Raw genomic sequence first — 25747 nt, forward strand, 5'->3', positions numbered from 1 at the left:
TTTATTCAGGTTGAGGAGCATCCACAGGACAAACATTGGCACATGCGCCGCAGTCTATGCATTTAGATGCGTCTATGACATATTTGCCGTCTCCTGGGCTTATTGCGTCAACTGGACATTCTGGTTCACAAGCTCCACAGTATATGCACGCATCGGTAATAATGTAAGCCATAATAAAATCCCCCTTTAATTAGTAAATTCAAACAATTAGATTATAATATGCCTTATTATTATATCCATAATTGATGGAGATAAAACAAAAAAAGAAACAAGGCTAAATTATTAAAGCAAATCACAGTTAGAATGAAATGGAGAGTTTAATGGAAAAGCTTCTTGAAAGATGCATGGAATTATCAGATGGAGAAGAGTTTGTGTTTTCTGATGGGAGAATGGATTCGAGCATAATGCTAATAGGCGAGGCTCCTGGTGAAAACGAGGTAAAACTCAAAAGACCTTTCGTGGGAAAAGCTGGCAAGAATCTGGACGAGTTCATAAGTATGCTTGGAATTGAGAGAGATGACATGTATATAACGAATGCCGTGAAAATAAGGCCTCACAAACTTAGCCTAAAAACCGGCAAAAGGATAAACAGGAGCCCAAGCAAGGCAGAGGTTGATAAATTCAGAGAATTGGTATTAGAGGAGATTAAGCTTATTACTCCTAAGATAATAGTAACGCTTGGGAATACACCGCTTAAGCAGCTTCTGCAAAGAGATGTCAGGATAGGAGATGTGCATGGCATGCTTATGTATGTAGAGGTGGGGGATAAGACATATATGCTGTTTCCGCTATACCATCCGGCGTCGATAATATATAACAGGGATTTAAGACAAGTGTATATAGATGATTTAAGCAGGCTTAGGGAAGTAATACATGGCCTTGGGATATAGCTGTGTTTCAAGTGAGACACATTTTTGTATTTTATTTGCCGAATATGAAAAAGTTATATATAATTTAATTGACTGGAGGTGTTTGGATTGGATACCCATATGAGGAGAGAGCGGCTTGAAATGCTGCTCAAGGAGTCGAATGAGCCCATAACCGGTTCCAGACTTGCCAGTATATTTGATGTCAGCAGGCAAATAATAGTTGGAGACATAGCTATACTTAGGGCAAGGGGTCTTAATATAATAGCTACGCCTCAAGGGTATTTTATACCCGAAAAAAATGAGGAAGATATATTCAGAGATATTATTGTTTCAAGACATTTTACTTTTGATGAGCTTGAGGATGAGCTTTTAACTATAGTTGACAACGGCGGTAAGATTTTGGATGTGATAGTAGACCACTCCGTATATGGAGAGCTTCGGGCTGTAATTAACATATCCTCAAGGAAAGATGCCGAGGAATTTATTGAGAGGCTTAAAGGAAATAAGGCCTTGCCGATGTCATCGCTTACAAACGGCATCCATCTCCACACAATAGAAACGAAGGACGAGAATACTTTTAATGGGATAGTGGAAAAACTAAAAACAAAAGGATACTTATTAGTTTGATTTTTTTTAAACGAAGGTGTCATGACAGATGATATTACAGGAGGGAAAAAAATGAATGACATGCAAATGATTAAGGAGATAGAAAAAATAAAAAAGGAAAAGAACATTAAAATATTTGCTCACAATTACCAAAATTTAGAGGTGCAGAGGGTTGCTGACTATCTCGGGGATTCCTTCTATTTAAGTAAGCTTGCAGGCGAGGTTGACTGTGACGAGATAATTTTTTGCGGAGTCAGATTCATGGCAGAGACAGCCAAGATTATGTGTAGTGACAAGAAGGTTGTCCTTCCGGTAGAGGATGCAGAATGTCCTATGGCACACATGGTTAAGCCTCAAGAGGTTCTGGCATTCAAGAAGGAGCATCCTGAATTTAAAGTGGTGTCTTATGTGAATACGACTACAGAGCTCAAGGCTGTAAGCGATGTATGTGTAACATCATCTATAGCTGAAATAGTTATAAACAACATGGATGCACAAAATATACTTTTTATACCGGATATGAACCTCGCAGATTATGTATCTAAGAGAGTTAAAGGCAAAAACATAATTTCATGGAACGGATACTGCCCGGTGCATGACAAGGTAAGAAAAGATGAAATATTCGCTATGAGAAAAGAGTATAGCGGCTACGAGGTGCTCGTACATCCGGAATGTAGGAGAGAGGTGCTGCAGGAGGCTGATTTTGTTGGCTCAACATCTGCAATAATAAATTACGCCAAGAATTCAGCTGCACCTGGATTTATAATAGGAACAGAAACTGGAGTGCTCCATACGCTAAAGGCAGAAAATCCGAAAAAGGAATATGAGCTGCTTTCACCTTCGCTCATATGCTACAATATGAAAAAAACTACTCTTAGGGACGTTTACAATGCTGTTACGGGAAAAGGCGGGCTTGTAATTGAACTTGATAAGGAGCTTGCAGAAAATGCGAAAAGAAGTCTGGACGAGATGGTAAGGCTCGCTTGTAATTAGTAATATCAGCAGTTGAATATATAGTAACCGAGGTGACATTTTGTGTATTACGATATTATAGTGGTTGGAAGTGGGATTGCAGGGTTATACTCTTGCATAAATGCGCCAAAGGATACGAGTGTTCTGCTCATATCAAAATCGGACTTTTTAAACAGCAACACATATCTGGCCCAGGGAGGCATTGCCTGCGTGCTTTCGGAGAAGGACAGTTTTAAAAGCCATATAGACGATACAGTAAGGGCAGGCAGATATGAAAACGACATAGAGGCAGTCAAGCTTATGGTTACTGAAGGGCCGCTGGATGTAAAAAGACTCAGCACCATGGGGGTTGAGTTTGACAAGGAAGACGGCGGTGAACTCAAAATGACTCTCGAGGGAGGGCACTCTGCAAGAAGGATAGTCCACCACAGCGACTCCACAGGCAGAGAGATAGCTGAAAAACTCCTGGAGAGTGCCAGAAAGGAAATCAATATTTCGCTTGCCGAGAACACATTTGTCTATGATATAAAAAAGATAGACGACATGTTCGCGGTCTTTGTGCTGGGCAAGAATGGCAAGCGAGATGCATACTTTGCGTCTAATGTGGTGCTAGCCACTGGAGGCATAGGCAAGATATATAAATACACGACAAATTCATCCATAGCAACGGGTGATGGAATAGTGCTGGCAAAAAGGCTAGGGGCAAATATCAAAAACTTAAGTTATATACAGTTCCATCCTACGGCGCTTGCTATAGGAGAAGGCGAGAGGGTGCTGGTTTCCGAGGCAGTAAGGGGCGAAGGAGCATATTTGCTCAATGAAAAAGGCGAGAGGTTCATGCACAAGTACCATGATATGGGGGAGCTTGCTCCTAGAGACGTGGTGTGCAGGGGCATACTCGAGGAAGTGAAAATCCAGGGAAGCGAGAACATATACCTTGACATAACCTACAAGGACTCTGATTTTGTCAGGAACAGATTCCCTTATATATATGAAAAATGCATGGAGGCCGGAATAGACATAACAAAAGACCGGATACCGGTTTTCCCTTGTCAGCACTATCTAATGGGTGGTATACATGTAGACTTCAATTCCAATACGGGAATTAAGGGTCTTTACGCTGCAGGAGAGTGCTCGAATACTGGAGTCCACGGCAAAAACAGGCTTGCGAGCAATTCGCTTCTTGAGGCAATGGTATTTTCAAGAAGGGCTGCGATAAACATAGACATACAAAACCACAGCTACAAGATGATAGATGCCGATATAAGGCGCGAGGGGACCTCTCTGATTGAACCGTCAATAAAAGAAGAGATAAGGGATATAATGCAGAAGGCGTATTTTGTTGTGCCCGATATGGGAATGATAGCCAAAGGGCTTTCAAGACTCGGAGAAATGATAAAGGGTATTGAAGCGTCAAGCTACATCAAGGACAAGGAATATTACGAAACTTTCAACATGGCATGCGTTTCAAAAATGGTTCTGGAGGATATACAAAAAAATGGACAAGCTTAATATGATAATGGTGGAGAGACTCATAAAGGCGGCAATTGAAGAGGATATAAACTACTTTGACATAACCACGGACAATCTTATAGGCGAGCAGCAAGTGTCTGAAGCCATAATGCTCGCGAAAGAAGATGGCGTGATTTGCGGCATGGGAATAGCCGCCAGAGTATTTGGTATTCTCGATGAAAACGTGGTGTTTGAAAAGCTAAAGCAGGATGGTGATAAGGTCTGCAGGGGCGATATAATAGCCAGGATAAGCGGAAGCACAAGAGCCATACTAAAAGGCGAGAGAACGGCGTTAAATATCGTGCAGAGACTTTCAGGCATAGCTACTAAGACTTATGGCTTTGCAGAAAAGGTTAAAGGCTATGACGTTAAAATAGTAGATACCAGAAAAACAACACCTACGCTCAGATTCTTGGAAAAGTATGCAGTAAGATGCGGCGGAGGCTACAACCACAGATACAACCTGTCTCATTCAGTGATGCTAAAGGATAACCACATAGACGCTTGCGGCGGGATAAAGCAGGCCGTAGAAATGATAAAAAGAAAAATAGGCCATACTGAAAAGATAGAAGTCGAAGTCAGAAATCTAGAGGAGATGAGGGAGGCGCTTGAAGCCTGCGCTGACATAATAATGCTCGACAACATGGGAACAGATGATATGAAGGCAGCAGTAGATTTGAACAAGGCCGCGGCAAGAAGAGCTGTAATAGAGGCATCCGGGAATGTCGACGAGAGCAATGTGGCTGCATATGCTGCCACAGGTGTGGACGTAATATCGGTTGGAGGTCTTACTCACTCATTCAAGTCTTTGGACATATCACTGAAGCTTTAGTGAAAAACCCTGAGAAATCAGGGTTTTTTTATATATAGTTTTTTTATTAGATTAGAGTTAAAGTGGTATAATAATATATATTGATATATTTTAAATTTATATAGATACAATTAAAAGCTTAAATAAATATAAGGAGGGCTTGCAGTGAATGGTGGCATAAAAAAGACAGTAGTTGCAGTTGCAGTTGTATTAGCCGTAGTTATAGTGCTTTCCTTTTCAAATGTAATCGGATTTCTGGCTGATTACAACTGGTTCAAGGAGGTAGGATACACCTCGGTATACTTAAGGCAGGTGTTTGCAAAGCTTATAGTGGGAACCCCAATATTTGCAGTGCTTATGGCGTTCATATTTTTGTATCTTATTGGCATAAAAAAGAGCTATTATAGCCACATGAATATAGTGCCGGAAAACAGCCATGAAAAGAAAATAAATGGCATCATACTGCTTTTTTCTGGAGCTATGGGATTTGCATACAGCTTCAGCCTGGCCTCGAAGTTTTGGATTGAGATGCTAAGGTTTACAAACTCAACTTCATTCAATATTAAAGACCCAATATTTTCAAAGGATGTGGGTTTTTATGTATTCAAGCTTCCGCTCATAAATGAAATATTTAATTCGCTTATAGGATTTTTGGTTTTCCTGCTGTTTATAACAGTGATATTCTACTTCATACTCGTAAGCGATGAGGCAAGCAAGGGTCAAAGGACGTTTGAAAAGGACATAGATCTGGATGTTAGAAGGTTCAGGAACATAGCTTCAACTCCAATGCAGCTTTTCACGCTTGCTATGAACCAGATTGTAACAATAGCGGTTGTATTCTTCATGATTGTTGCTTTAAGGAATTACCTTGATACGTTCAATTTGCTGTATTCTTCAAGAGGTGCGGCATACGGCGCCAGCTATACTGACATAAAAATCACGCTTTGGGTCTATAGGGTGCAGATGATTCTTGCTCTTGTGTCTGCCGGAGTAATTGTCTATGCATATATGAAGAAAAAATTAAAGCTTGCGCTTGTAGCTCCGGTGATAATGATAGCTGTAGCTCTTGTATCAGCAGGGGTTGAGAATCTGGTTCAAAATTTCATAGTGTCCCCGAATGAGCTCGCCAAGGAAAGGGAGTATATAAAGCACAGCATAAAGTATACACAGCTTGCATACAGCCTTGACAAGATAGTTGAAAAGGACTTTGCGGCTGAGCAGAATCTGGATGCGCAAAAGATAACCGACAACAATCAGACTATAAAAAATATAAGCGTAAACGACCAAGGCCCTGTAAAGGATGTTTTTAAGCAGATACAGGGAATAAGGACGTACTACAAGTTTAATGATATAGACGTGGACAGATACACCATAGGAAATGAAACGCGGCAGGTTTTCATAGCGGCAAGGGAGCTTGACAGCGAAAGCCTTCAGTCAAAGACGTGGCTTAATGAGCATATAAAGTATACGCATGGCTATGGCATAGTAATGGCGCCAGTGAATGAGGTGACTCCAAGCGGCCAGCCGAATCTTTTTCTCAAAAACATACCACCTGTGTCTTCTGTGGGAGGAATCGAAGTTAAAAGGCCGGAGATATACTTTGGAGAGGTGGCCAGCGGATATATAGTTGTGGGCACATCAGAAAAGGAATTCGACTATCCTAAAGGCGATACTAACGCATTTACTGAATATGAAGGCAAGGCGGGGATAAACCTTGGTTTTTTCAGGAGGCTGCTGTACTCGATAGATCAAAAGAGCTTTAAGCTGCTTGTATCTGCAGGTATCGATTCCAACAGCAAAATAATACTCCATAGAAACATAGCAGACAGGGTCAACAAGATAGCACCTTTCATGCAGTTTGATCAGGATCCGTACATGGTGCTTTCTGATGAGGGCAGGCTTTACTGGATAATGGACGGTTATACGCTGTCAGACAGATATCCGTACTCAGAGCCTTTTGACAAGAGTCGCCTTAACTACATCAGAAACTCGTGCAAGGTAGTAGTTGACGCATATAATGGCGATGTTGACTTCTACATTGTAGATGAGAGTGACCCCATTGTTAACACTTATTCAAAGATATTCAAGGGGCTTTTTAAGAGCTTTGACGATATGCCTGCTGATTTGAGGGCGCACGTAAGATATCCAAAGACATACTTCAATATCCAGGCCACAATGTATCAGGACTACCATATGAATGATGCCGAGGTGTTCTACAACAAGGAGGACAGATGGCAAATAGCCAGAGAGACCTTTGAAAATCAAGAAGAGCCTGTAATTATGGAACCATCGTATACAACATTCAAGCTGCCGGGAGATGAAAAGGCTGAATTTCTGCTGAGTATACCGTACACTCCAAAGCAGAAGCAAAACATGGTTTCGCTGCTTGTTGTCAAGAACGACGGGGACAGTTACGGCGAGATTATAGACTACAGTTTCCCTAAAAACAAGAATATACTTGGACCCTACCAGGTTGAATCGAAGATAGAAAACCAGCCTGAGATATCAGAAAAACTCACGCAATGGGGTACAGGCGGTTCCAAGGTAATAAGAGGACACCTGAGTACAATACCTATCGAAAACTCAATATTATATGTGGAGCCACTTTACATCAAGTCAGACACGCAAGACAGCATACCAGAGGTTAAGCGGATAATTGTGGCGTATGGTGACAAGGTTGTAATGGCGGAAACACTTGAAAAGGCGCTTAGCCAGATGTTCGGCATTGAAGGAGCAGAGCAGGCAGGCGCAGAAGAGCGCCAGCCTACTGAGGCTGCCGGAGATGAAATATCAGGCGATCTTGCCAGCCTGGCAGGCAAGGCGGCAGAGCTTTATGAGGCTGCGCAAAATGCGCTCAAAGAGGGAAGCTGGGCAGATTATGGAAGATATATAGAAGAGCTCGGCGGCGTAATTGAGAAGATAAAGCAGTACGAGGAGAATCAATAGAACAGTTTATTTAGTAAGGGGGATGTAATGTGGATTATATCAGAGCAATAGACGCTTTTCTCAAGCAAAACGGCATAGATTTTCTATATTCATTTATAATCCTCGTGATTGGAATATATGCTGCAAGAAAGACAAAAAAGATAGCCAAACGATTTTTCACTAAGACAAAGATGGAGCCGTCGCTTATAGGATTTTTTTCACAGCTCATATACGTGCTAATGATAATTTTTGTGGCCGTGATTGTGCTTGAAAAGATGGGACTAAAGACCACATCATTCATAACTGTGCTTGGAGCAGCAGGCCTTGCCATAGGCCTTGCGCTCCAAGGCTCACTTTCAAATTTTGCCGCCGGCGTGCTTATACTGATTTTCAAGCCGTTTGCGGTGGGTGATTATATTGAGGGTTCAGGAGCTAAGGGGACTGTTTATGAAATACAGCTCTTAAGCACGGTGCTTAAGGCTTTCGGTAACGAATCGATAATAGTTCCAAATTCAAAGCTGATTAATGAAAATGTCATAAACTACAGCAAGGCGAAAAAGAGAAGACTTGAAATAAAGGTGGGAATATCCTACCAAAGCGATATAAAAAACACGAGGGAAGTGCTGCTTGGCATAGCTTCCAGCGATAGCCGGGTTGATTTGGAGCCGCAGCCGGAGGTTGTGATTGCCGATTTTTCGCCCGCTGCAATCAACATGTCCTTGAGGGTATGGACTGACAATGAGCATTATTGGGATGTTTATTTCAGTGCTATGGAGCACATAAGGGAAGAATTTGAAAAGAAATGCATAGAGCTGCCTGTTGCACAAAATCTTGCATACTTTAATAAGCAGGCTTAGGTATTTAAATATTCAAAGCTTCAGAAATTGTTTACAGCAGCGCTTAAACGGGTAAAACAAAAAATGTTGAATAGAAAAATTATAGCTAAAAATACAGGAGGTAAATAAATGAAAAGTCTAAAGGGTACTAAAACACTTGAAAACCTTATGAAGGCGTTTGCCGGAGAGTCACAGGCAAGAAGCAGATACACATATTTTGCGGATGTGGCATCTGAAGAGGGATACGATCATATAGCGGAGATTTTTATTGAAACTGCAGAAAACGAGCTTGTGCATGCTGATATATTCTATAACCATATGCTAGATGGAATGGAGGACGAGCAGACTCCATTCACGGTCAACATAGAGGCATCTTATCCGGCTGTGCTTGGCTGCACATATGATAACCTCAAAGCGGCAGCAATGGGAGAAAATGAAGAGTGGACACAGCTTTACCCTGAGTTTGCTCAAATAGCTGAAAGCGAAGGTTTCCCAGAGGTTGCGGCTTCGTTCAGAATGATATCGAAGGTTGAAGAAAGGCATGAAAAAAGATATGAAAAGCTAGCTGAAAACGTAGACAAGTGCAAGGTTTTTGAAAAGGATGAGGAAGACACTGCTTGGAAGTGCAGAGTTTGCGGATATATACATTCAGGCAAGTCGGCTCCTAAGATATGTCCGGTTTGCAAGGTTGAGCAAGGTTACTTCGAAAAATTCTGTGAAAATTATTAATAGGCAGGTTGTTGAAATATTCAAATCCTGTTGATATAATACAAAAAAGCTTAAGACAAGAGGCTTTCGTCCGTTCAAGGGCGATTGCCTTTTCTTTTTATGAAAAATAATAGACAGGAGGAGACAATAGGACCCATGTTAGACATAAAGAAGATAAGGAAGGAGCTCGACTCCATAAAAAAAGCCATGTCAAAGCGTGGCGAGGCTGAATTCAGCCTTGAAAGCGTTTTGGAGCTTGACGACAAGAGAAGGAAGCTGCTGTTGGAGGTTGAAGTTTTGAAGATGGAACAAAACAATGCTTCCAAGGAGATTCCAAAGCTAAAAAAAGAGGGCAAAGACATTGCTGAAATCGCCGAGAGGCTGAAGGCGTCTGCGGACAATATAAGGGAGCTGGACGAGAAAGTCAAGGCTGTGGACGAACAGATAAGATATATGCTGCTTAGGATACCCAACATTCCCAATCCAGATGTCCCAATAGGCGATACAGACGATGACAACATAGAGGTCTGGAGGTGGTCGGAGCCTTCAAAATTCGACTATGAGCCAAAGGCCCACTGGGATATAGGCACAAATCTTGGGATACTCGATTTTGAAACGGCCGGAAAGATTACAGGTTCAAGATTTACTCTCTACAAAGGTCTTGGAGCCAGGCTTGAGCGGTCATTGATAAACTTCTATCTGGACACTCACACAAGCGAGCACGGCTACACGGAGATACTTCCCCCGTTCATAGCCAACGAAAGCAGCATGATTGGAACTGGCCAGCTTCCAAAATTCGGTGAAGACATGTTCAAGCTCGAGGGCAGGGACTATTATCTTGTGCCGACAGCAGAGGTTCCTGTTACAAACATACATATGAACGACATTATAGACGGTGAATGCCTCCCGCTCAGCTATTGCGCATACACTCCATGTTTCAGGGCCGAGGTGGGTTCTGCGGGAAGGGATACAAGAGGTCTGATAAGGCAGCATCAGTTCAACAAGGTCGAGCTTGTGAAGTTAACAAAGCCTGAGGAGTCGTATGATGAGCTTGAAAAGCTTGTGAAGAATGCAGAAGCTGTTCTTCAAAAGCTTGGGATACCCTACAGGGTTGTGAAGATATGCAGCGGAGATCTTGGTTTTACCGCGGCATTCAAATACGATATAGAGGTTTGGATGCCAAGCTACGGAAGATATGTGGAGATCTCCTCCTGCTCAAACTTTGAGGATTTTCAGGCCAGAAGAGCCAACATAAGATTCAAGAGGGACAAGAACACCAGGGTTGAGTATGTACATACACTCAACGGCTCCGGCGTTGCAATAGGAAGGACTGTTGCGGCTATACTCGAAAATTTCCAGCAGAAAGACGGTTCTGTAAGAGTGCCTGAGGTTTTGAAGCCGTATATGGGCGGAATCGAAGTGATAAATGGATACAAGTAAAGGGCATAATACATCGTGGCTGCAGGAGCTGAACTTAACGGCGCACCTGCAGCCAGATAATATTTATTGAAAGTATTGAAATACATGGCGATGTGTGATAATATATATTTTGCAAGTTGAGCACCCGTAGCTCAGGGGATAGAGCGTCGGTTTCCTAAACCGTGCGTCGCAGGTTCGATTCCTGCCGGGTGCACCATTTTTTTATTTGGAGGAAAAATGCAAGACATCGATTATATGCAGGAGGCCTTGAAACAGGCGAAAGTGGCATATTTGATGGGAGAGGTTCCAGTTGGCGCTGTCGTAGTCAAGGACGGCAGGATAATATCAAAGGCGCACAACATGAAGGAGTCTTTGGCAGATCCCACAGCGCATGCAGAGATGATTGCTATAAAGAAGGCCTCAGAGGCGCTTAAAGGCTGGAGGCTTAGCGATTGTACGCTGTACGTGACTATGGAGCCCTGCAGCATGTGTGCGGGAGCCATACTTCAAAGCAGAATGAGAAGACTTGTGTTTGGCACAAAGGATGAAAAAGCGGGAGCATGTGGCTCCAAAGTAAACCTACTTCAACACGACCTTTTCAACCACAATGTTGAAATAGTCGATGGCGTGCTCGAAAGCGAGTGCTCCGGGATACTTGTAGGTTTTTTTAAGTTATTGAGAGAAAGCAAGTGTGTTGAAAATAAATTTATCGCGGAGAGATGACCGAGCGGTTGAAGGTGCTCGCCTGGAAAGCGTGTATACAGGAAACTGTATCGGGGGTTCGAATCCCCCTCTCTCCGCCATTAAAAAGTCATAAAGTTTGCTGTGCTAGATGGGGAGTTAGCGGTGCCCTGTACCTGCAATCCGCTGTAGCAGGGTCGAATGCCATATTGAGGCTCACTAGCTGTAGAGCAGCTCCAAAAAAGTGATGATGATTGTCGGGTCCTGCGCAATAGAGATTCATGAACCCCGTCAGATCCGGAAGGAAGCAGCGGTAAGTGATCCCCTCTATGTGCCGCGGGAGCGCCTGATATGAGTTAACTCTTTGGGAGGCGTCTGTGGCTTTGAGTCGAATTATGGCTGCACAGCATTTAATTATAAAATATAAATATCCAGAATTTTAAGCTGGGGGAGCCTGTGGCGACAGGCTGAGAGTGCGATGTTATCGCTTACCCTTACAACCTGATACGGTTAATGCCGGCGTAGGGAAGCTGCAGGTTTATTTTAATTCATAGATAAACTGGCTTGCCTTTTGGCAAGCCTTTTTTATTTGAAAAATTGAATATTTGCAAAAGAAGCTGGGGGAGCCTGTAGCGACAGGCTGAGAGTGCGATGTTATTGCTTACCCCTATGACCTGATTTGGTTAATGCCAACGTAGGGATGTTTCTGCTGAATTTTTTTTGAGTGACGTGTTTTCAAAGCAGACCCTATCGAGTCTGCTTTTTTTTATTGAGAAAAAGTCCAGCTAAGAAATGTCTACAGTTAAATTTAAAAATGCTTGATATTTCTTCAGATAAAAAAGAGTAACTTTAATAAGCCTTTTGAGCATATCTCAAAAAGTGAAAAATCAGACCATGGATTTACTTACGCAGCTTTATCGCATTTAGCTCTTAAGTAATTCATTTGATGATCTTCTGGGGTGATGATAGCGAATTCTTTTTCATCACGAAGTATTGCAAACACAATGTTACAGACTTTATGCATAACAGCTCCAAGAGCAACCATTTTAGGCTTTGATTGGCATTTCTTTAAATAGTAATCACGCAAGACCGGATTTTTGGCAGAGCCATCTCTGTTCTTACTGATACTGATAAGAGCCATTGTATGAATAACTCTTCTGGCAATGCGGGAACCTCGCTTTGACATGGAGATCTTTGTGCCTTCAAATTGCCCAGACTGCTTTACAGCTGGATCTAGCCCAAAATAAGCAAAGAGTTGCTTTGGTGAACGAAAAGATGAAAAATCGCCAATCTCACCCATTAGACTCACTGCGGATAAGAAGCCAGCTCCTTTATAGGATTCAACTAAGCGGACTTGTTTCACAAAATCAGTAGTTTCATTCGTATCAACAAGTTCATGCATATCAGAAAGAACAGAGGCCACTTCAATATCATAGTTTCTGATAAAACGGATATATAGAAGTATTCGCTTGAAATTACTGCTTACAGAATACCCAAAGGTATTTGCATCATTTGCAGCCTGGATTATGGCATTATACTTGTTTTCAGCATATGTAAGTCCAAACCTGGCAGTAGACCTTATAGAATCAACAATCTCTTCTTTTGAGGCACTTAGAAATGCTTCAGGAGATGTGTATTTTTCCAGTAAGGTCAGAGCTGTATTTGTGGTTATCTTGGAAAATATTTTTAAATACTGTGGAAATACCATGCGCAATTCTCCCTGTAGCTTATTCACATAGGCAGAGCGATTATCCATCAGATCGTAATACTCTCTTGAAAGATTTCGCAAATCAAGAGCAAGATCAGATGGCATTAGTGATACCTTTAAATCAGGTTTAAGACCTACCAATGCAACCTTTCTTGAATCAAAACGGTCATTATGTACTTTTCTAATGTTGATGTTTGTGCTATTCTTAGTGATGATAGGATTGATAACCGCAATGTTAAAACCCTTATCACGAAGATAGCAGAAGAGTGGGTAATGATAAATTCCCGTGGATTCCAGAAAGATGCGACTTTCTAAGGAATACAGCTCTTCTGCTTCTTTTATTTTAGAAACAACTAAGCTTAAGGAATTAAGGTCGGAATGCATGATTTTAAAAGGCTTTCCCACAAAGGTCTGGTTAGGCAGTGCGATAGACATCCAACTGAAGTCCGCACCAACATCAATACCGACCGAGATAAATAAATTTTCAAAAAGATTGTTTGACATGAGCAAAAGCTCCTTTCTGATAGGAATCCATTTCCATTAAATGAGTACACAACCTAGCATGTTATACAGGTATAGCCTGAGGCTCCCAACCAGCCGAATCATAAAACCTCATTGAATGGACTAATTGACTTATTAATAGGTATGAGTCAGCAGGAACTGACTTCCCAAGGAGACGAACATTATTTGTCCTACCCTAGAGAATTATACTTTATGGAAAGTCTGGAGTCTATTAGGGAGCCATCAAACATGACAAATATTTATGGATAACATCTGATGAAGGAAGAACACCTTCTTCTGTTATCTGATATGGAAACTTATAAACTGTATAGCTGTAATGGCTATATCATTATTATACTAGGAGGTGAAAGCGTGCTCGTAAACGGAAATGATATGGAAACCAAGGGCTCAATAAGCGTGAAGCAGCTGCTGGACCTTATGGGTATTGACGATTCGGCGGTTGTTGTAGAGGCTGACTGCAGGATAGTTCCCAGGGATAAGTATAACGAGTGGCTGCTGGATGAGGCGTCACGAGTTGAGATTGTAGCATTTGTAGGCGGAGGTTAATATGGATCGAGATATTAATGGAATACTTAAGGATGCAGTTGCAGGTATAGCAGGAATAGGAGGGCTTGGCTCAAATGCTGCGGTCGCGCTTGCCAGGATGGGAATTGGAAGACTTGTGCTTGCAGACTACGACATAGTAGACGAGAGCAATTTAAACAGGCAGCATTACATGATAAGGCACCTGGGCATGAAAAAGGTGCATGCAATAAAGCAGATCATAGGGGAGATAAATCCGCAGGTGCATATCGAATCGCATGATATATACGTAGACGGATGCAATGCGCCTGAGATTTTTAAGGATGCGGATATTGTTATTGAGGCGTTTGACGTGGCAAGCTGCAAGGCGGAATTTGTAAATTCAATTCTGGGAAACACAGGCAAGAAGGTGATTGCAGCTTCGGGACTAGCCGGGTACGGCCCTGCAAACTCAATAGTTACGCGCAGGGTAACAGAAAGGCTATATATAGTAGGAGACGGCGTAAGCGGACTGTCTGAGGGAGAGAAGCTGCTTGCATCGAGAGTTGCAATAGCAGCTAACCATCAGGCCAATCTGGCTGTAAGGTTACTTATTGGTGAGGAAATATAAGGGAGGAATTATCATGGGAAAGCTTAAAATAGGCGGAATTGAACTAGGCAGCAGGCTGTTTATAGGTACGGGCAAGTATCCCAGCAAGGACACGCTTCCAAAGGTGATTGAAAGCAGCGGGACTCAGATGGTGACAATAGCTCTTAGAAGGGTTGATGCCACCAGGAATGAAAACAACATACTCAGCTATATACCCAAGGACACAATACTTCTTCCGAATACTTCCGGCGCCAGGAATGCAGACGAGGCCGTGAGGATTGCAAGGCTGGCAAGGGCCATGGGCTGTGGCGATTGGGTGAAAATCGAGGTCATATCAGACAACAAGTACCTCTTGCCAGACAACGAGGAGACGCTAAAGGCCACAGATATTTTGGCAAATGAGGGCTTTAAGGTACTGCCATACATGAACCCCGACCTTATGAGTGCAAAAAAGCTAGTGGATGCAGGCGCTGTGGGCGTAATGCCTCTTGGAGCGCCTATAGGCACCAACAGGGGATTAAGGATGAAGGAGCTTATTGGCATAATAATAGAGGAGATTAAGCTGCCTGTAATAGTTGACGCCGGAATTGGAGCGCCTTCGCATGCGGCCGAGGCCATGGAGATGGGCGCTGATGCGGTGCTTGTTAACACGGCCATAGCAACTTCTGATGATCCGGTGAAAATGGCGAAGGCCTTCTCGCTCGCTGTAAAGGCCGGAAGGTATGCATGCACTGCAAGGCTTGGAGCCAAGAGTGAAGTTGCAAGCGCGTCGTCGCCTCTGACGGGCTTCCTGCATGAGGAGGGATTTTAATGAGTTTCTACGAGGTGGTAAGCGGCTACAAGGATTTCGACTTCAATGGATTTCTTTCGAGCGTAAACAGCGAGCGAGTGAGGGTCATACTTTCAAATGATAAAATAAGCGACATGGACTTCCTGGCGCTGCTCTCGCCTGCGGCCCAGGGCCACCTGGAGCATATGGCCGAGAAGGCCAGGAGGCTATCGCTGAATCATTTTGGAAAAGCCGTGCTGCTTTATGCGCCGATATACATTTCAAACTACTGCATAAACAGGTGTGCCTACTGCGGCTTCAACCATGACAACAGCATAAGTAGAAAGAGGCTTACGATGGAGGAGATAGAGCAGGAGGCCATAGAGCTTTCAAAGACGGGTATAAGGCATGTGCTGCTCCTTACGGGGGAGTCAAAGAAGCATTCGCCGGCGGATTATATAATAGAGGCTTCACGAGTTCTAAGAAGGCACTTCGATTCGGTTACAATAGAAGTGAGCCCGCTGACGCTTGAGGAATATGTGCATGCTGCAAAATCGGGCATAGACGGAGTCACAGTATACCAGGAAGCATACGATGAGGAGGTATATGACGAGGTGCACCTGAGCGGACCTAAAAAGGACTACAGATTCAGGCTGGACACGCCTGAGAGGGCTTGCAGGGCCAATATGAGGTCTGTAAACGTGGGGGCGCTCCTTGGCCTTTCAGACTGGCGCAGGGAGGCCTTCATGACGGGTATGCACGCTAATTACCTGCAGGATAAGTATCCCAGCACTGAGATTTCCGTCTCTTTTCCAAGGATAAGGCCGCACGCTGGAGTGTTTGAGAAGGTGAGCGGAGTGAGTGATATACAGCTTGTGCAGACTATACTCGCAATGAGGCTTTTCATGCCGCATGTATCGCAGAACATATCGACAAGGGAGACCGCAACTTTTCGAGATAATCTCATACCGCTTGGAATAAACAAGTTCTCGGCGGGCAGCTGCACTGAAGTTGGAGGTTACTCGGGAGCTCAGGCCACGGAGGCGCAGTTTGAAATATCAGATGGCAGGAGTGTAGGCGATGTCTGTGAGGCTATACTGGCAAGAGGCTATCAGCCGCTTTTCAAAAACTGGATGAGTATATAGGCTATGGGAATGATATATGTAGTTACAAACAGGAAGCAGGCGGGAGCGGGTTTCATAGGAGTGGTTGAAGCGGCCGCAAAGTCAGGCGCCAACTTTATAATGCTAAGGGAAAAGGATATGGAGGAGTGTGAGCTCGAGAAGCTGGCGCATGAAGTCAAGAAGGCAATCTCGGGCAGCGGTGCAAGGCTCATCATAAATGCAAATTTGAATGTTGCAAGGAATGCAGGAGCATATGGAATTCATTTGTCATTTGGCGATTTCATGGAATGCGGTGGGGAGGCTGTAAGGCAGAGGCTAAAGATAGGCGTATCGGTGCATTCGCTGCAGGAGGCTGAGGCTGCCTTCAAAAAAGGTGCCGACTATATCCTGGCAGGCCATATATTCGAAACAGAATGCAAGCACGGATTAAGGCCAAGAGGAGTCGAATTCCTAAAGCAAATAAGGAGGGCAGTTCCTGGAGTTAAGCTTGTTGCCATAGGGGGAATAATGCCTGGAAATGCAAGGGAGGCCATTTCGGCGGGAGCAGACGGCGTGGCGGTGATGAGCCTTGTCATGAAATCCAATAGTCCAAGTGAAGAGGTAGGGCGGTTGGCAAAGAGTATTGAATATTAAAATCAAAGGACCTTAAGGTCCTTTTTGATTTTAATGGACTAGCATTATTTATGTTATAATATTTGTAGTGTAAAGACTATACCAGGGGTGAGAAGATGCACAAGGCTCTTTATAGAACGTTCCGGCCCATGAAGTTTGGCGATGTGGTCGGACAGGACCACATAATAAGAACACTTAAAAATCAGATATCAGGCGGCAACGTAGCCCATGCGTATCTTTTTTCCGGGACAAGAGGAACGGGCAAGACTTCAACTGCAAAGATATTTGCAAGAAGCATAAACTGCCTTTCGCCGGCTGATGCGGAGCCGTGCAACAGTTGCGAGATGTGCAGGGCGATAATAGACGAGAACATAATGGATGTAGTTGAGATAGATGCAGCTTCAAACAACGGAGTGGACGACATCAGGGAGCTGCGGGAAAATGTCAAGTATCCCCCGGCAAGAGGCAAATACAAGGTGTATATAGTAGATGAGGTTCACATGCTTTCGCAGGGGGCCTTCAACGCACTCCTAAAGACGCTCGAGGAGCCTCCTTCCTATGTTGTTTTCATCTTGGCCACGACAGAGCCGCACAAGCTTCCGGCAACAATACTCTCAAGATGTCAAAGATTTGATTTTAAAAGACTTGGCGTGGGAGAAATTGTAGGAAGGATGAAGGGCATATGCGCGGAAGTGGGCGTGTGCGCAGACGAAGAGGCTCTAAATCTAATAGGAATGAGCTCGCAGGGAGCCATGAGGGATGCGCTGAGCATACTAGACCAGTGCATGTCATACAGCAGCGAGTGCATAAGCTACGAAGATGTGGTCAGCCTGCTTGGCACTGTTAATTTTGAAGCGCTTTCGAGGCTGAGCGATGCTATCATAAGGCAGGATGTCAAAGCTTGCCTTGAAATGATAAACGAGCTTGTAGTGTGGGGCAAAGACATAAAGAATTTCACTCAGGAGCTCACCGAGCATTTCAGAAACATTATTATAGCAAAGCTCGACGGCAGGGGCGATGGAATACTCGGAGTCACCGGTGAGATGGCTGCTGAAATAAGCAGGCAGTCGCAGGGCATAAGCGGTGATGAACTCATAAGGATAATTAAACAGCTCTCGGCGCTGCAAAATGACATGAGGTATGCTTCAAATCCAAGGATAGTGCTTGAAGTGGCCATAATGAAAATATGCAGCATAGAGGAGGATTCAAAGAGCGAAGCTCTAATTGCAAGGATATCAAGACTAGAGAGGCTGCTCTCCGGCGTCAAGGCGGGAGCGCATACTGCTGAGGCTCAGAGCCAGCCCAAGGAGTTTGAAAAGCCAAAAGAAGCGACAAAGCTTACGGAAGATGAGCCCGAGGTCTGCAAAAATGCAAGTGAGAAGAAGCGAATTGAAAGACAAAATGACGATATAGACAAGCTCTGGAAGGACATACTGGGACTTATAAAAGACGACAGAAGAATTCCAGTGCAAGCCATGCTAAAGGAAGGCACTCCGCTTGAAATAGGCAAAGGTGTTTTCAAGGTGATGTTCAAGGACAGCTTTGATTTTCACAGAAAAGCGCTTAGCAAGGATGAAAATGCCGCATATCTGAGAAGTGTAGTAAAGCGAGTTACAGGTGAAGACATGTATATAAACCTTGTCATTGAGTCTGAGATATCGAGTGAAAAATCTCCACAGGAGGATGCTCTCGACGAGATAAGGCGCCTGGAAGAAATATTTCCGCCGGAGGTGCTCCAGATAAAAGATTCGCTGGAGTAGTGATATTCATATGCGGGTTATTTATGGTATAATTAGGCTTTAGAAAATATATTCAGGAGGTATGAAAATGGCTAAGAAAGGTTTCCCGGGAATGATGCCTGGAAATATGAACAATATACTAAAGCAGGCACAGAAAATGCAACAGGAAATGGAAAAGATGCAAGGCGAGCTTGAAAGCAAAGAGGTTGAAGCATCGGTTGGCGGAGGCGCTGTAATAGTCAAGGCAAACGGCAAGAAGGAGATACTAAGCGTGAGTATAAAGCCGGAGGTTGTAGATCCTGACGATGTAGAGATGCTAGAAGATCTTGTGCTAAGCGCCGTAAACGAGGCACTTAGGCTTGCGGATGAGATGGTAAATTCTTCGATGTCAAAGCTCACAGGAGGAATGAACATACCTGGTATGTTTTAATGGAGGGCCGTATGCAGCATTATACAGGGGCGCTAGATCGTCTCATAGACCAGCTTGGAAGACTGCCGGGCATAGGCAGGAAAACAGCCCAAAGACTTGCATTTCATATAATAAACCTGTCCGAAGCCGAAGTCATGGCGCTGTCTGATTCTATTGCGCAGGCCAAGCTGAATATCAAATATTGCAGCGTATGCTGCAACATATCTGAAAGTGAAAAATGCAGCATATGCATGGATGAGAAAAGAAGCGACGAGATAATATGCGTGGTAGCGGACCCAAGGGATGTGGCTGCCATGGAGAGGGCAAAAGATTTCAAAGGCAAATATCACGTTTTGCACGGTGTTATATCGCCAATGGACGGAGTCACTCCTGACATGATAAAGATAAGGGAGCTGCTGCACAGAGTTGCCGACGGAAACGTCAAAGAGATAATAATGGCCACCAACCCGACGATAGAAGGCGAGGCAACGGCCATGTATGTAGCGAAGCTCATAAAGCCAATGGGTGTCAAGGTCAGCCGTATAGCCCACGGACTTCCTGTTGGAGCCGACATAGAATACGCTGACGAGGTCACTATTTCTAAGGCTTTAGAGGGACGAAGGGAACTTTAAAAATTTCATCGAAACTGCTGTAAAAAGTGTTGTTTGACTACCCCTCCCTATTGTATAATTTCATTAGTAAATTGCAAAAGTGTTTTTAGAGCCCTGGCAAGGGTATAATAAAAACGCTAAAATCATAAAAATATCTGGAGGTCACCCTACATTTGCACGATCAAATTGACTTTTCAGATTTTAAAGGGGAGGGATAGATCAAGCTTTGCTCAAGCTATATGAGTGTAGGGAGCTCGTATTAAGTACAGAGGCCGAAATGGAAGCTGTATGAGAAGAATCGCGGATTTTTCAGAGCGTTCGGAAGAGATGTCATCAAACAATAATCAGGAAGTCGTTATGGATTTTCAAAAACACGAAGCAAACAAGGAAAAAAGAACTAAAAAAATGAAGTTCAGGGACAGGGAAAGAACCGGTTCATTTGATGATATTATGGCTATGTCAAAAAAGAAGAAGACACAGCCAAGCAAGAAGGAAAAATATTCAAGCCTTAGGAATACAGATTTCGATAGCTATTATGATGAGCATGAAGACTATCAGTATTAGTCGGCATGATACATACTATTGATGTTAGATAAAAAACCGGCCGTTTGGCCGGTTTTATGTTTTACAACGATTTTTCAACAAGTTGGGCAATATTCTTGGCGGAATCCGCCTTGTATACAAGCTTTATGTTTTCTCTTATGCGCTGGAGCCTTTCAGGATTTTGGATTAGAAAATCTATAATCATCTTGAGGCTGCATTTTTCAGATGTCCTTACGCAAAGGCCGTTGTTTAGAAGGAAGCTCAGGTTTTCCTCTTCCTGGCCGGGTATGTAGTAAGGGATTACAAGCGGTATTCCGGCAGCCAAGGCTTCGGTGGTAGTAAGTCCGCCAGGCTTTGTTATGAGCACATCCGAGCAAGCCATCAGCTCGCTTATCTTGTCTGTAAAGCCCAGTATGCGTATGTCTTTTCGCTTTTCACTAGAGGCAGTCATCTTGTCGAGCTTTTCCTTCAGGGCAAGGTTTTTGCCTGCAACGACAACTATCTGAAAATCCGAATCTGAAACGAGAAGCTCTTGCAGGGCTTTTTTTACGTTGCCGGCGCCGAAGCTTCCGCCCATCATGAGTATTGTGAATTTGTCGCTTAATTTGAGCGCAGTTCTTATATCTGTGCTTTTATGCTGTATGAATGACTTTTCAATAGGAATACCGTAAGGGAATATCTTCTCGGGTGGAACGCCCTCCTCGGCCATGATGCATTTGACGAATTCATCGCCCACTATATATTTGTCAACGTGGCTTTGTATCCATGTAGAGTGCGTAGTATAGTCGGTGAGCACTGATATTATAGGAATGTCTATTTCACCCTTTTCCTTTAGCTTTGAAACTGCCATGAGAGGGAAGGGGTGAGTGCCAACAATAAAAGAAGGCTTTTTATCGTCAATAAGTTTCTTGAGGCGTTTTACCATGTATGCAAAGAAAATGTTTACTTTTTTTTCGGCGCTAGTCATTATTTTATAGTCGTCGTAAATCCGGTATACTTTGCCGTATGCTCCTGGCGTGTAGAGTGCGCTCTTTTCATAGCCCCTGGATATTATAAGATCTATAGCCCTACTTGTGAACTTGAGGCTGTCTACTATCTGAGCATCTATGTTTCTTTCGGCAAGCGCGTCTTTTATGGCCTTGGCAGCCTTGTTGTGTCCGGCGCCTGTAGACGCTGAAAGGATGATTCCTTTTTTCATAGCTTCCTCCTTGTAAGATAAATATAGGGTTAGGGTTCAAAAACCCGTCCGAATGTTCCTTGATAACTTAACATTTATTGTTCAGATGAACCAGCGACACTCTTGAATGAAAATCACTAAACTTCGTGCTATAATCTCACTTGTCAGAGAGATAGATGTGCGTTCCTCCTGGATCCCTCACATCATGAGGTCTTATCCGTAAATTAGCGTGTCACTCCACAAGGACGATTCGATGTTTAGCTGGTTGGGCCACCTTCTGGTGTTACCCGTTTCAAATGCAAGGTTGTTTGGCGTCCTCAAACAAAGTGGATACTCTGATTCATTCTAAGCAGAAAGGTTGTGTTACTTTGTCCCAATTTTTAAACGATTTTGTTGTCGGAATTGATGTTTCATCAGAGTTTTCTGTAGTTGCAATGATAGCACCTTCCGGAGAGCTCATCCGCAAGCCTTTCAGGATTGACCATAATCCTGCTGGATTTAACAAGCTGCTCGAGATTCTCAAAAAAGAAGAAGAGCGGTTAAAACGAAAGCCCATCTACTTCGTAGAATCTACGGGTATCTTTCATTTACCACTCTTCTTCTTTCTGAGATCGAATGACCTCAAAGGTTTTGTCCTAAACCCTTTATGTGTCCATTCTACCAAGAATTTCGACATTAGAAAAGTGAAAAATGATAATAAAGATGCCGAGGCTATCGCAAGGCTTGCAAAATACCAGGATGTAAAGTTTTCCATGATGCCCGAGCCTCAAATTCTCGCACTTCGCATGATGGTGAGGGAATATTACTCCCGCTGTGACATGCTCACTGAGATGAAAAACAGGCTCTGCACGGATCTTTACTTGCTGTTCCCGGGCTTTCTTGATGTGTTTTCCAATCCTTTTGGAAAGACCGCGTTGGCTGTTTTAAGCGCTTATCCTTCGCCTAAGGATGTTCTAAATGCAGACCCTCAGCAGTTGCTTGAGCTCATTTCCAAAAGCGGCAGAAAAGGCGAGAAGTGGTCAGCCAAAAAAGCTCTGCAACTTCTTGAAACAGCACAGCTTTCTTTGAGTATGCCAAATGAATTCGCTCTGCTTGACTCCAAAATAAGATTCCATCTTGATGGAATCGACAGCTTTAAAAAGTGTCTTAATGCTATAGAATCACAGTTGCACACTATCATCGACTCAAGCGACTTTCCTGACACCGCTCGAAAGCACATCGAGCTTTTGGATCAAATGCCTGGCGTAGGCTTTATCAGTGCGGTCACTCTGATCGCGGAAATCAACGATTTCAGCCTATTCAAGTCTCCAAAGGCCTTTACAGCTTTCTTTGGCATAGATCCATCAGTCAATCAGTCGGGCAAGTTCACTGGCGACCGCAACAGGATTTCTAAACGAGGCACCCGCATTGGCAGAAGAGTTCTCTTCACAATGGCTCTGTCCTCAATAAGAACCACCAGAAACGGCGATTCCATAAATCCGATTCTTCGCGACTACTATTTGAAAAAATGTGTCAGCAAGAAGAAAAAGGTGGCCCTTATAGCCGTTATGCATAAGTTGCTCCACTACATTTTTGCGGTTCTTCGTGACTTAAAACCGTTTGAATTTAGAAGCCCGCAGGAGCACCAAGCATGGAGAAACAACAAGCTTCAAACTGCACCAAAACATGTTGCTTAAAAATTGCTAAAATGTAGCTTCTCCAAGGTCATTGTTCGGATTTTTCAATGGCTTGGTTTCTCATACTCTTTTTTAAGATTGAAAATTTCTAAAGAAAATCAATCAGATTTATTGACTTTTATTAGCTGGTCTAGTTGAATTTCAAAAAAATATGTTGTAGTGACCTAAAATAAATTCTACTATAAAAAAAGGCAAAGATAAAGTAAACTGATTTAAAAGGGTGGCGTTATATGTTAAGGTATATATTAAACATAGATTAAGCAGGAGGCGCACTGATGGTTCTCGACAAAAAAATTATTCAATGGACGACAATACTTTTCATTGCATTCGCAATGTATAAAATGGTAGACAGTTTGGAAGAGATATTCGCAGGCGCAAAATACATAGTCTCGTTGCTAGCTCCATTTATGTGGGCTTTTGCAGTGGCATATTTGCTGAATCCGGCAATGAAGCTGCTTGAGAGCAGATTCAAGCTTAACAGAATAGCATCCGTAGCCATACTGTATTCTGTTGTAGTGGGTGTTATAGTGCTGTTTTTCACAATTGTATCCCCTAGGGTAATAAACAGCATATCGGAAATAGTGCTTCAGATACCTCAGTATCTGCAGACTACGCAAAATTGGATACAGACTAACATAATATCGTCAGACTGGGCTCGAAAATACGAGATAAATGACTATATTCAGAAAAATCTTAATGCAATAGTGGCGCAGGCAGGAGATTTTTTGAATATCATACTCAACAAGATTGTTAATTTTGCAATCGGGTTTACATCTACATTTTTTAGCATACTGATAGGCATACTTATATCTGTATACATACTTGCAGACAAAGAAGGGTTTGCTCGAAATTCCAAAAGATTCGTGTATTCGTTTGCAGGCAAGGCGCGGGGTGATTCGTTTTTTGAGCTTGCAAGTGAAATAGACAGCGTATTTTCAAAGTTTATCGTGGGAAAATTCATAGACTCACTTATAATAGGTCTCATATGCCTTGCCGGAGCTTTACTGCTTAAGATGCCATATGCATTTTTGATTGCACTCATAGTGGGAATAACAAATATGATACCGTACTTTGGACCGTTCATAGGAATAATACCGTCTGTAATAATTGTGCTCTTTAATGATCCAATAAAGGCACTTTGGCTTTTTGTTTTCATTCTTATCCTGCAGCAGTTTGACGGCTTGATACTGGGGCCGAAGATTTTGGGAGACAAGGTGGGCATGAGTCCGTTTTGGATAATATTAGCCATAATAATAGGCGGAGGTATAATGGGCGTGCTGGGAATGTTCCTGGCGGTGCCTACTTTTGCGGTTATAAAAAATCTGCTTGAGAGGTATATGGATAAAAAATTAAAGTTAAGAGACATAGAAATCGGGTAATACTAGAAATAGAAAAAAGAATTAAAACATTTACAGGGAGGGTGCAGGTATGAAAAATGTAAAGATATACACGAGTGATACGTGTGGCTACTGCCACATGGCCAAGGAGTATTTCAGGGAAAACGGCATAGCCTTCGATGAGAGAAATGTCACAAAAGATGTTGAGGCGAAAAAAGAGCTTATGAAGATGGGTTATATGTCAGTGCCTGTCATAATAATAGACGGCGAGACTATCGTAGGTTTTGACAAGCAAAAGATTGAGAGTCTTCTGAAATAGGTTGAATAAATGGAAATCCGGATGATTTAAGTCATCCGGATTTTGTCTGTTTTTGAATATCTAGATTTCGAGCTGCTGCATGGGTTTTAGTATTTCAACTTCGCAAATTCCGCTGACAGCTTCAGCGAAGCGCTCGGGCTCGGACTGTATAAGCGGGAATGTGTCGTAGTGCATAGGAATTACAGTCTTTGGCTGTATGAATTCTACTGCCTTTGAAGCATCGTGTACATCCATTGTGAAGTTGCCGCCTATTGGCAGCAGCGCGTAGTCTATGAAGGCATCCTTTAGAAGCTGCATCTCCATTGAAAGTCCAGTATCACCTGCATGGTATATATTCTTGCCCTCTGCCGAGATAAGAAACCCGCCCGGATTCCCGCCCGGAATGACATGGTTGCCATCGAGTATGGATGAACCGTGAAGGGCAGGGGTCATCTTGACTTTTCCGAATTCGAATTCAAAGCTTCCGCCTATATGCATGGAGTGGCATTTTATGTTGTATCTGTCCAGATACAGCGATATTTCAAAGTTGCATATGACTGTGGAGTTGAACATCCGGGCTATTTCTATTGTATCGCCCAGGTGGTCAGAGTGGCCGTGAGTCACAAGGATATAGTCTATATGCGGGAGATTCTCAGGCTCCATTGAGCACTGAGGATTGTTTTTGAGGAATGGATCTATAAGAAGTTTGCAGCCGCTGGTCTCAATGTAGAAGGCGGAGTGGCCAAGATAAGTTAGTTTCATGATGAAGCAC

General features: G+C 43.2%; 26 protein-coding genes, 2 tRNA genes, 1 other RNA gene and 2 riboswitches. Of the genes, 25 read left to right on the plus strand and 4 right to left on the minus strand.

Going from position 1 to position 25747, the window contains the following annotated elements:
* Window position 1: 1 nt before the first annotated feature.
* A complete protein-coding gene (locus EAL2_RS00090) occupies window positions 2-172 on the minus strand; it encodes a DUF362 domain-containing protein (protein ID WP_025434435.1) in 171 nt (56 codons plus the stop codon).
* Between the two features lie 136 nt (window positions 173-308).
* Here EAL2_RS00090 and EAL2_RS00095 point away from each other — a divergent pair, with 136 nt between their 5' ends.
* The 13 genes from EAL2_RS00095 to ffs all read left to right on the plus strand — a co-directional run bounded on the left by EAL2_RS00095 (window position 309) and on the right by ffs (window position 11746).
* On the plus strand, window positions 309-890 hold the full coding sequence (locus EAL2_RS00095) for a uracil-DNA glycosylase (RefSeq protein WP_025434436.1): 582 nt from the start codon (window positions 309-311) through the stop codon (window positions 888-890).
* 87 nt (window positions 891-977) lie between these two features.
* Window positions 978-1496, plus strand: a complete 519-nt coding sequence (locus EAL2_RS00100; protein ID WP_025434437.1) for a transcription repressor NadR — start codon at window positions 978-980, stop codon at window positions 1494-1496.
* A gap of 51 nt (window positions 1497-1547) precedes the next feature.
* A complete protein-coding gene (gene nadA, locus EAL2_RS00105) occupies window positions 1548-2468 on the plus strand; it encodes a quinolinate synthase NadA (RefSeq protein WP_025434438.1) in 921 nt (306 codons plus the stop codon).
* A gap of 42 nt (window positions 2469-2510) precedes the next feature.
* Window positions 2511-3959, plus strand: coding sequence for an L-aspartate oxidase (locus EAL2_RS00110; protein ID WP_025434439.1), 1449 nt, complete (start codon window positions 2511-2513; stop codon window positions 3957-3959).
* The gene (gene nadC, locus EAL2_RS00115; RefSeq protein WP_025434440.1) at window positions 3946-4791 is read left to right on the plus strand and encodes a carboxylating nicotinate-nucleotide diphosphorylase; all 846 of its coding nucleotides are present in this window, start codon (window positions 3946-3948) and stop codon (window positions 4789-4791) included. Before EAL2_RS00110 ends, nadC begins: the two co-directional genes overlap by 14 nt.
* A gap of 144 nt (window positions 4792-4935) precedes the next feature.
* Window positions 4936-7716, plus strand: a complete 2781-nt coding sequence (locus tag EAL2_RS00120; protein WP_051489048.1) for a UPF0182 family membrane protein — start codon at window positions 4936-4938, stop codon at window positions 7714-7716.
* 29 nt (window positions 7717-7745) lie between these two features.
* Window positions 7746-8552: a mechanosensitive ion channel family protein gene (locus EAL2_RS00125; RefSeq protein WP_025434442.1), complete on the plus strand. Its 807-nt coding sequence runs from the start codon at window positions 7746-7748 to the stop codon at window positions 8550-8552.
* Window positions 8553-8660: 108 nt separating this feature from the next.
* Window positions 8661-9260, plus strand: coding sequence for a rubrerythrin (rbr, locus tag EAL2_RS00130; RefSeq protein WP_025434443.1), 600 nt, complete (start codon window positions 8661-8663; stop codon window positions 9258-9260).
* 135 nt (window positions 9261-9395) lie between these two features.
* The gene (gene serS / locus EAL2_RS00135) at window positions 9396-10679 is read left to right on the plus strand and encodes a serine--tRNA ligase (RefSeq protein ID WP_025434444.1); all 1284 of its coding nucleotides are present in this window, start codon (window positions 9396-9398) and stop codon (window positions 10677-10679) included.
* Window positions 10680-10799: 120 nt separating this feature from the next.
* Window positions 10800-10875: transfer RNA gene (locus EAL2_RS00140), tRNA-Arg, on the plus strand.
* Between the two features lie 20 nt (window positions 10876-10895).
* Window positions 10896-11381 (plus strand): tRNA adenosine(34) deaminase TadA, encoded by a 486-nt coding sequence (gene tadA / locus EAL2_RS14670; RefSeq protein ID WP_025434445.1) that lies wholly within the window; start codon window positions 10896-10898, stop codon window positions 11379-11381.
* A tRNA-Ser gene (locus tag EAL2_RS00145) sits at window positions 11372-11461 on the plus strand. Before tadA ends, EAL2_RS00145 begins: the two co-directional genes overlap by 10 nt.
* Window positions 11462-11481: 20 nt before the next feature.
* Window positions 11482-11746: signal recognition particle sRNA large type (gene ffs / locus EAL2_RS15010), an RNA gene on the plus strand.
* Window positions 11747-11775: 29 nt separating this feature from the next.
* A riboswitch (TPP riboswitch) is annotated at window positions 11776-11884 on the plus strand.
* Between the two features lie 64 nt (window positions 11885-11948).
* Window positions 11949-12057: riboswitch (TPP riboswitch) on the plus strand.
* Between the two features lie 186 nt (window positions 12058-12243).
* Here the strand turns inward: ffs and EAL2_RS00150 are convergent.
* A complete protein-coding gene (locus tag EAL2_RS00150) occupies window positions 12244-13551 on the minus strand; it encodes an IS110 family RNA-guided transposase (protein ID WP_038601555.1) in 1308 nt (435 codons plus the stop codon).
* 369 nt (window positions 13552-13920) lie between these two features.
* On the opposite strand from EAL2_RS00150, the gene thiS reads away from it, so the two are divergent.
* The 9 genes from thiS to EAL2_RS00195 all read left to right on the plus strand — a co-directional run bounded on the left by thiS (window position 13921) and on the right by EAL2_RS00195 (window position 20508).
* Complete coding sequence (gene thiS / locus EAL2_RS00155; RefSeq protein WP_025434447.1) at window positions 13921-14115, plus strand: sulfur carrier protein ThiS; 195 nt, start codon at window positions 13921-13923, stop codon at window positions 14113-14115.
* 1 nt (window position 14116) lies between these two features.
* A complete protein-coding gene (gene thiF, locus EAL2_RS00160) occupies window positions 14117-14701 on the plus strand; it encodes a sulfur carrier protein ThiS adenylyltransferase ThiF (protein WP_025434448.1) in 585 nt (194 codons plus the stop codon).
* A 13-nt stretch (window positions 14702-14714) separates the two neighbouring features.
* Complete coding sequence (locus EAL2_RS00165) at window positions 14715-15491, plus strand: thiazole synthase (RefSeq protein WP_025434449.1); 777 nt, start codon at window positions 14715-14717, stop codon at window positions 15489-15491.
* On the plus strand, window positions 15491-16594 hold the full coding sequence (gene thiH, locus EAL2_RS00170) for a 2-iminoacetate synthase ThiH (protein WP_025434450.1): 1104 nt from the start codon (window positions 15491-15493) through the stop codon (window positions 16592-16594). Before EAL2_RS00165 ends, thiH begins: the two co-directional genes overlap by 1 nt.
* Before the next feature lie 3 nt (window positions 16595-16597).
* Window positions 16598-17206 (plus strand): thiamine phosphate synthase, encoded by a 609-nt coding sequence (locus EAL2_RS00175; RefSeq protein ID WP_051489049.1) that lies wholly within the window; start codon window positions 16598-16600, stop codon window positions 17204-17206.
* A gap of 95 nt (window positions 17207-17301) precedes the next feature.
* Complete coding sequence (gene dnaX / locus EAL2_RS00180) at window positions 17302-18945, plus strand: DNA polymerase III subunit gamma/tau (RefSeq protein ID WP_025434452.1); 1644 nt, start codon at window positions 17302-17304, stop codon at window positions 18943-18945.
* A 67-nt stretch (window positions 18946-19012) separates the two neighbouring features.
* Window positions 19013-19354 carry a YbaB/EbfC family nucleoid-associated protein gene (locus EAL2_RS00185; RefSeq protein WP_025434453.1) on the plus strand — a complete coding sequence of 114 codons (342 nt, stop codon included), beginning with the start codon at window positions 19013-19015 and terminating at the stop codon, window positions 19352-19354.
* 11 nt (window positions 19355-19365) lie between these two features.
* Window positions 19366-19965, plus strand: coding sequence for a recombination mediator RecR (recR, locus tag EAL2_RS00190; protein ID WP_025434454.1), 600 nt, complete (start codon window positions 19366-19368; stop codon window positions 19963-19965).
* A gap of 267 nt (window positions 19966-20232) precedes the next feature.
* Entirely contained in the window at window positions 20233-20508 is a 276-nt protein-coding gene (locus tag EAL2_RS00195; protein ID WP_025434455.1) for a hypothetical protein, read from the plus strand.
* Between the two features lie 61 nt (window positions 20509-20569).
* Here EAL2_RS00195 and EAL2_RS00200 read toward each other — a convergent pair whose 3' ends face one another.
* Window positions 20570-21685: an MGDG synthase family glycosyltransferase gene (locus tag EAL2_RS00200; protein WP_025434456.1), complete on the minus strand. Its 1116-nt coding sequence runs from the start codon at window positions 21683-21685 to the stop codon at window positions 20570-20572.
* A gap of 347 nt (window positions 21686-22032) precedes the next feature.
* Here EAL2_RS00200 and EAL2_RS00205 point away from each other — a divergent pair, with 347 nt between their 5' ends.
* The 3 genes from EAL2_RS00205 to EAL2_RS00215 all read left to right on the plus strand — a co-directional run bounded on the left by EAL2_RS00205 (window position 22033) and on the right by EAL2_RS00215 (window position 24996).
* Complete coding sequence (locus EAL2_RS00205) at window positions 22033-23340, plus strand: IS110 family RNA-guided transposase (protein ID WP_025434457.1); 1308 nt, start codon at window positions 22033-22035, stop codon at window positions 23338-23340.
* Between the two features lie 275 nt (window positions 23341-23615).
* Window positions 23616-24719 carry an AI-2E family transporter gene (locus EAL2_RS00210; protein ID WP_025434458.1) on the plus strand — a complete coding sequence of 368 codons (1104 nt, stop codon included), beginning with the start codon at window positions 23616-23618 and terminating at the stop codon, window positions 24717-24719.
* 49 nt (window positions 24720-24768) lie between these two features.
* On the plus strand, window positions 24769-24996 hold the full coding sequence (locus EAL2_RS00215; RefSeq protein WP_025434459.1) for a glutaredoxin family protein: 228 nt from the start codon (window positions 24769-24771) through the stop codon (window positions 24994-24996).
* Between the two features lie 60 nt (window positions 24997-25056).
* On the opposite strand, the gene EAL2_RS00220 is transcribed toward EAL2_RS00215, so the two are convergent.
* A complete protein-coding gene (locus tag EAL2_RS00220; protein ID WP_025434460.1) occupies window positions 25057-25737 on the minus strand; it encodes a metal-dependent hydrolase in 681 nt (226 codons plus the stop codon).
* Window positions 25738-25747 lie beyond the last annotated feature (10 nt).

Origin of the sequence: Peptoclostridium acidaminophilum DSM 3953, from assembly GCF_000597865.1 — a bacterium.
In the GTDB taxonomy this organism is placed as follows: domain Bacteria; phylum Bacillota; class Clostridia; order Peptostreptococcales; family Peptostreptococcaceae; genus Peptoclostridium_A; species Peptoclostridium_A acidaminophilum.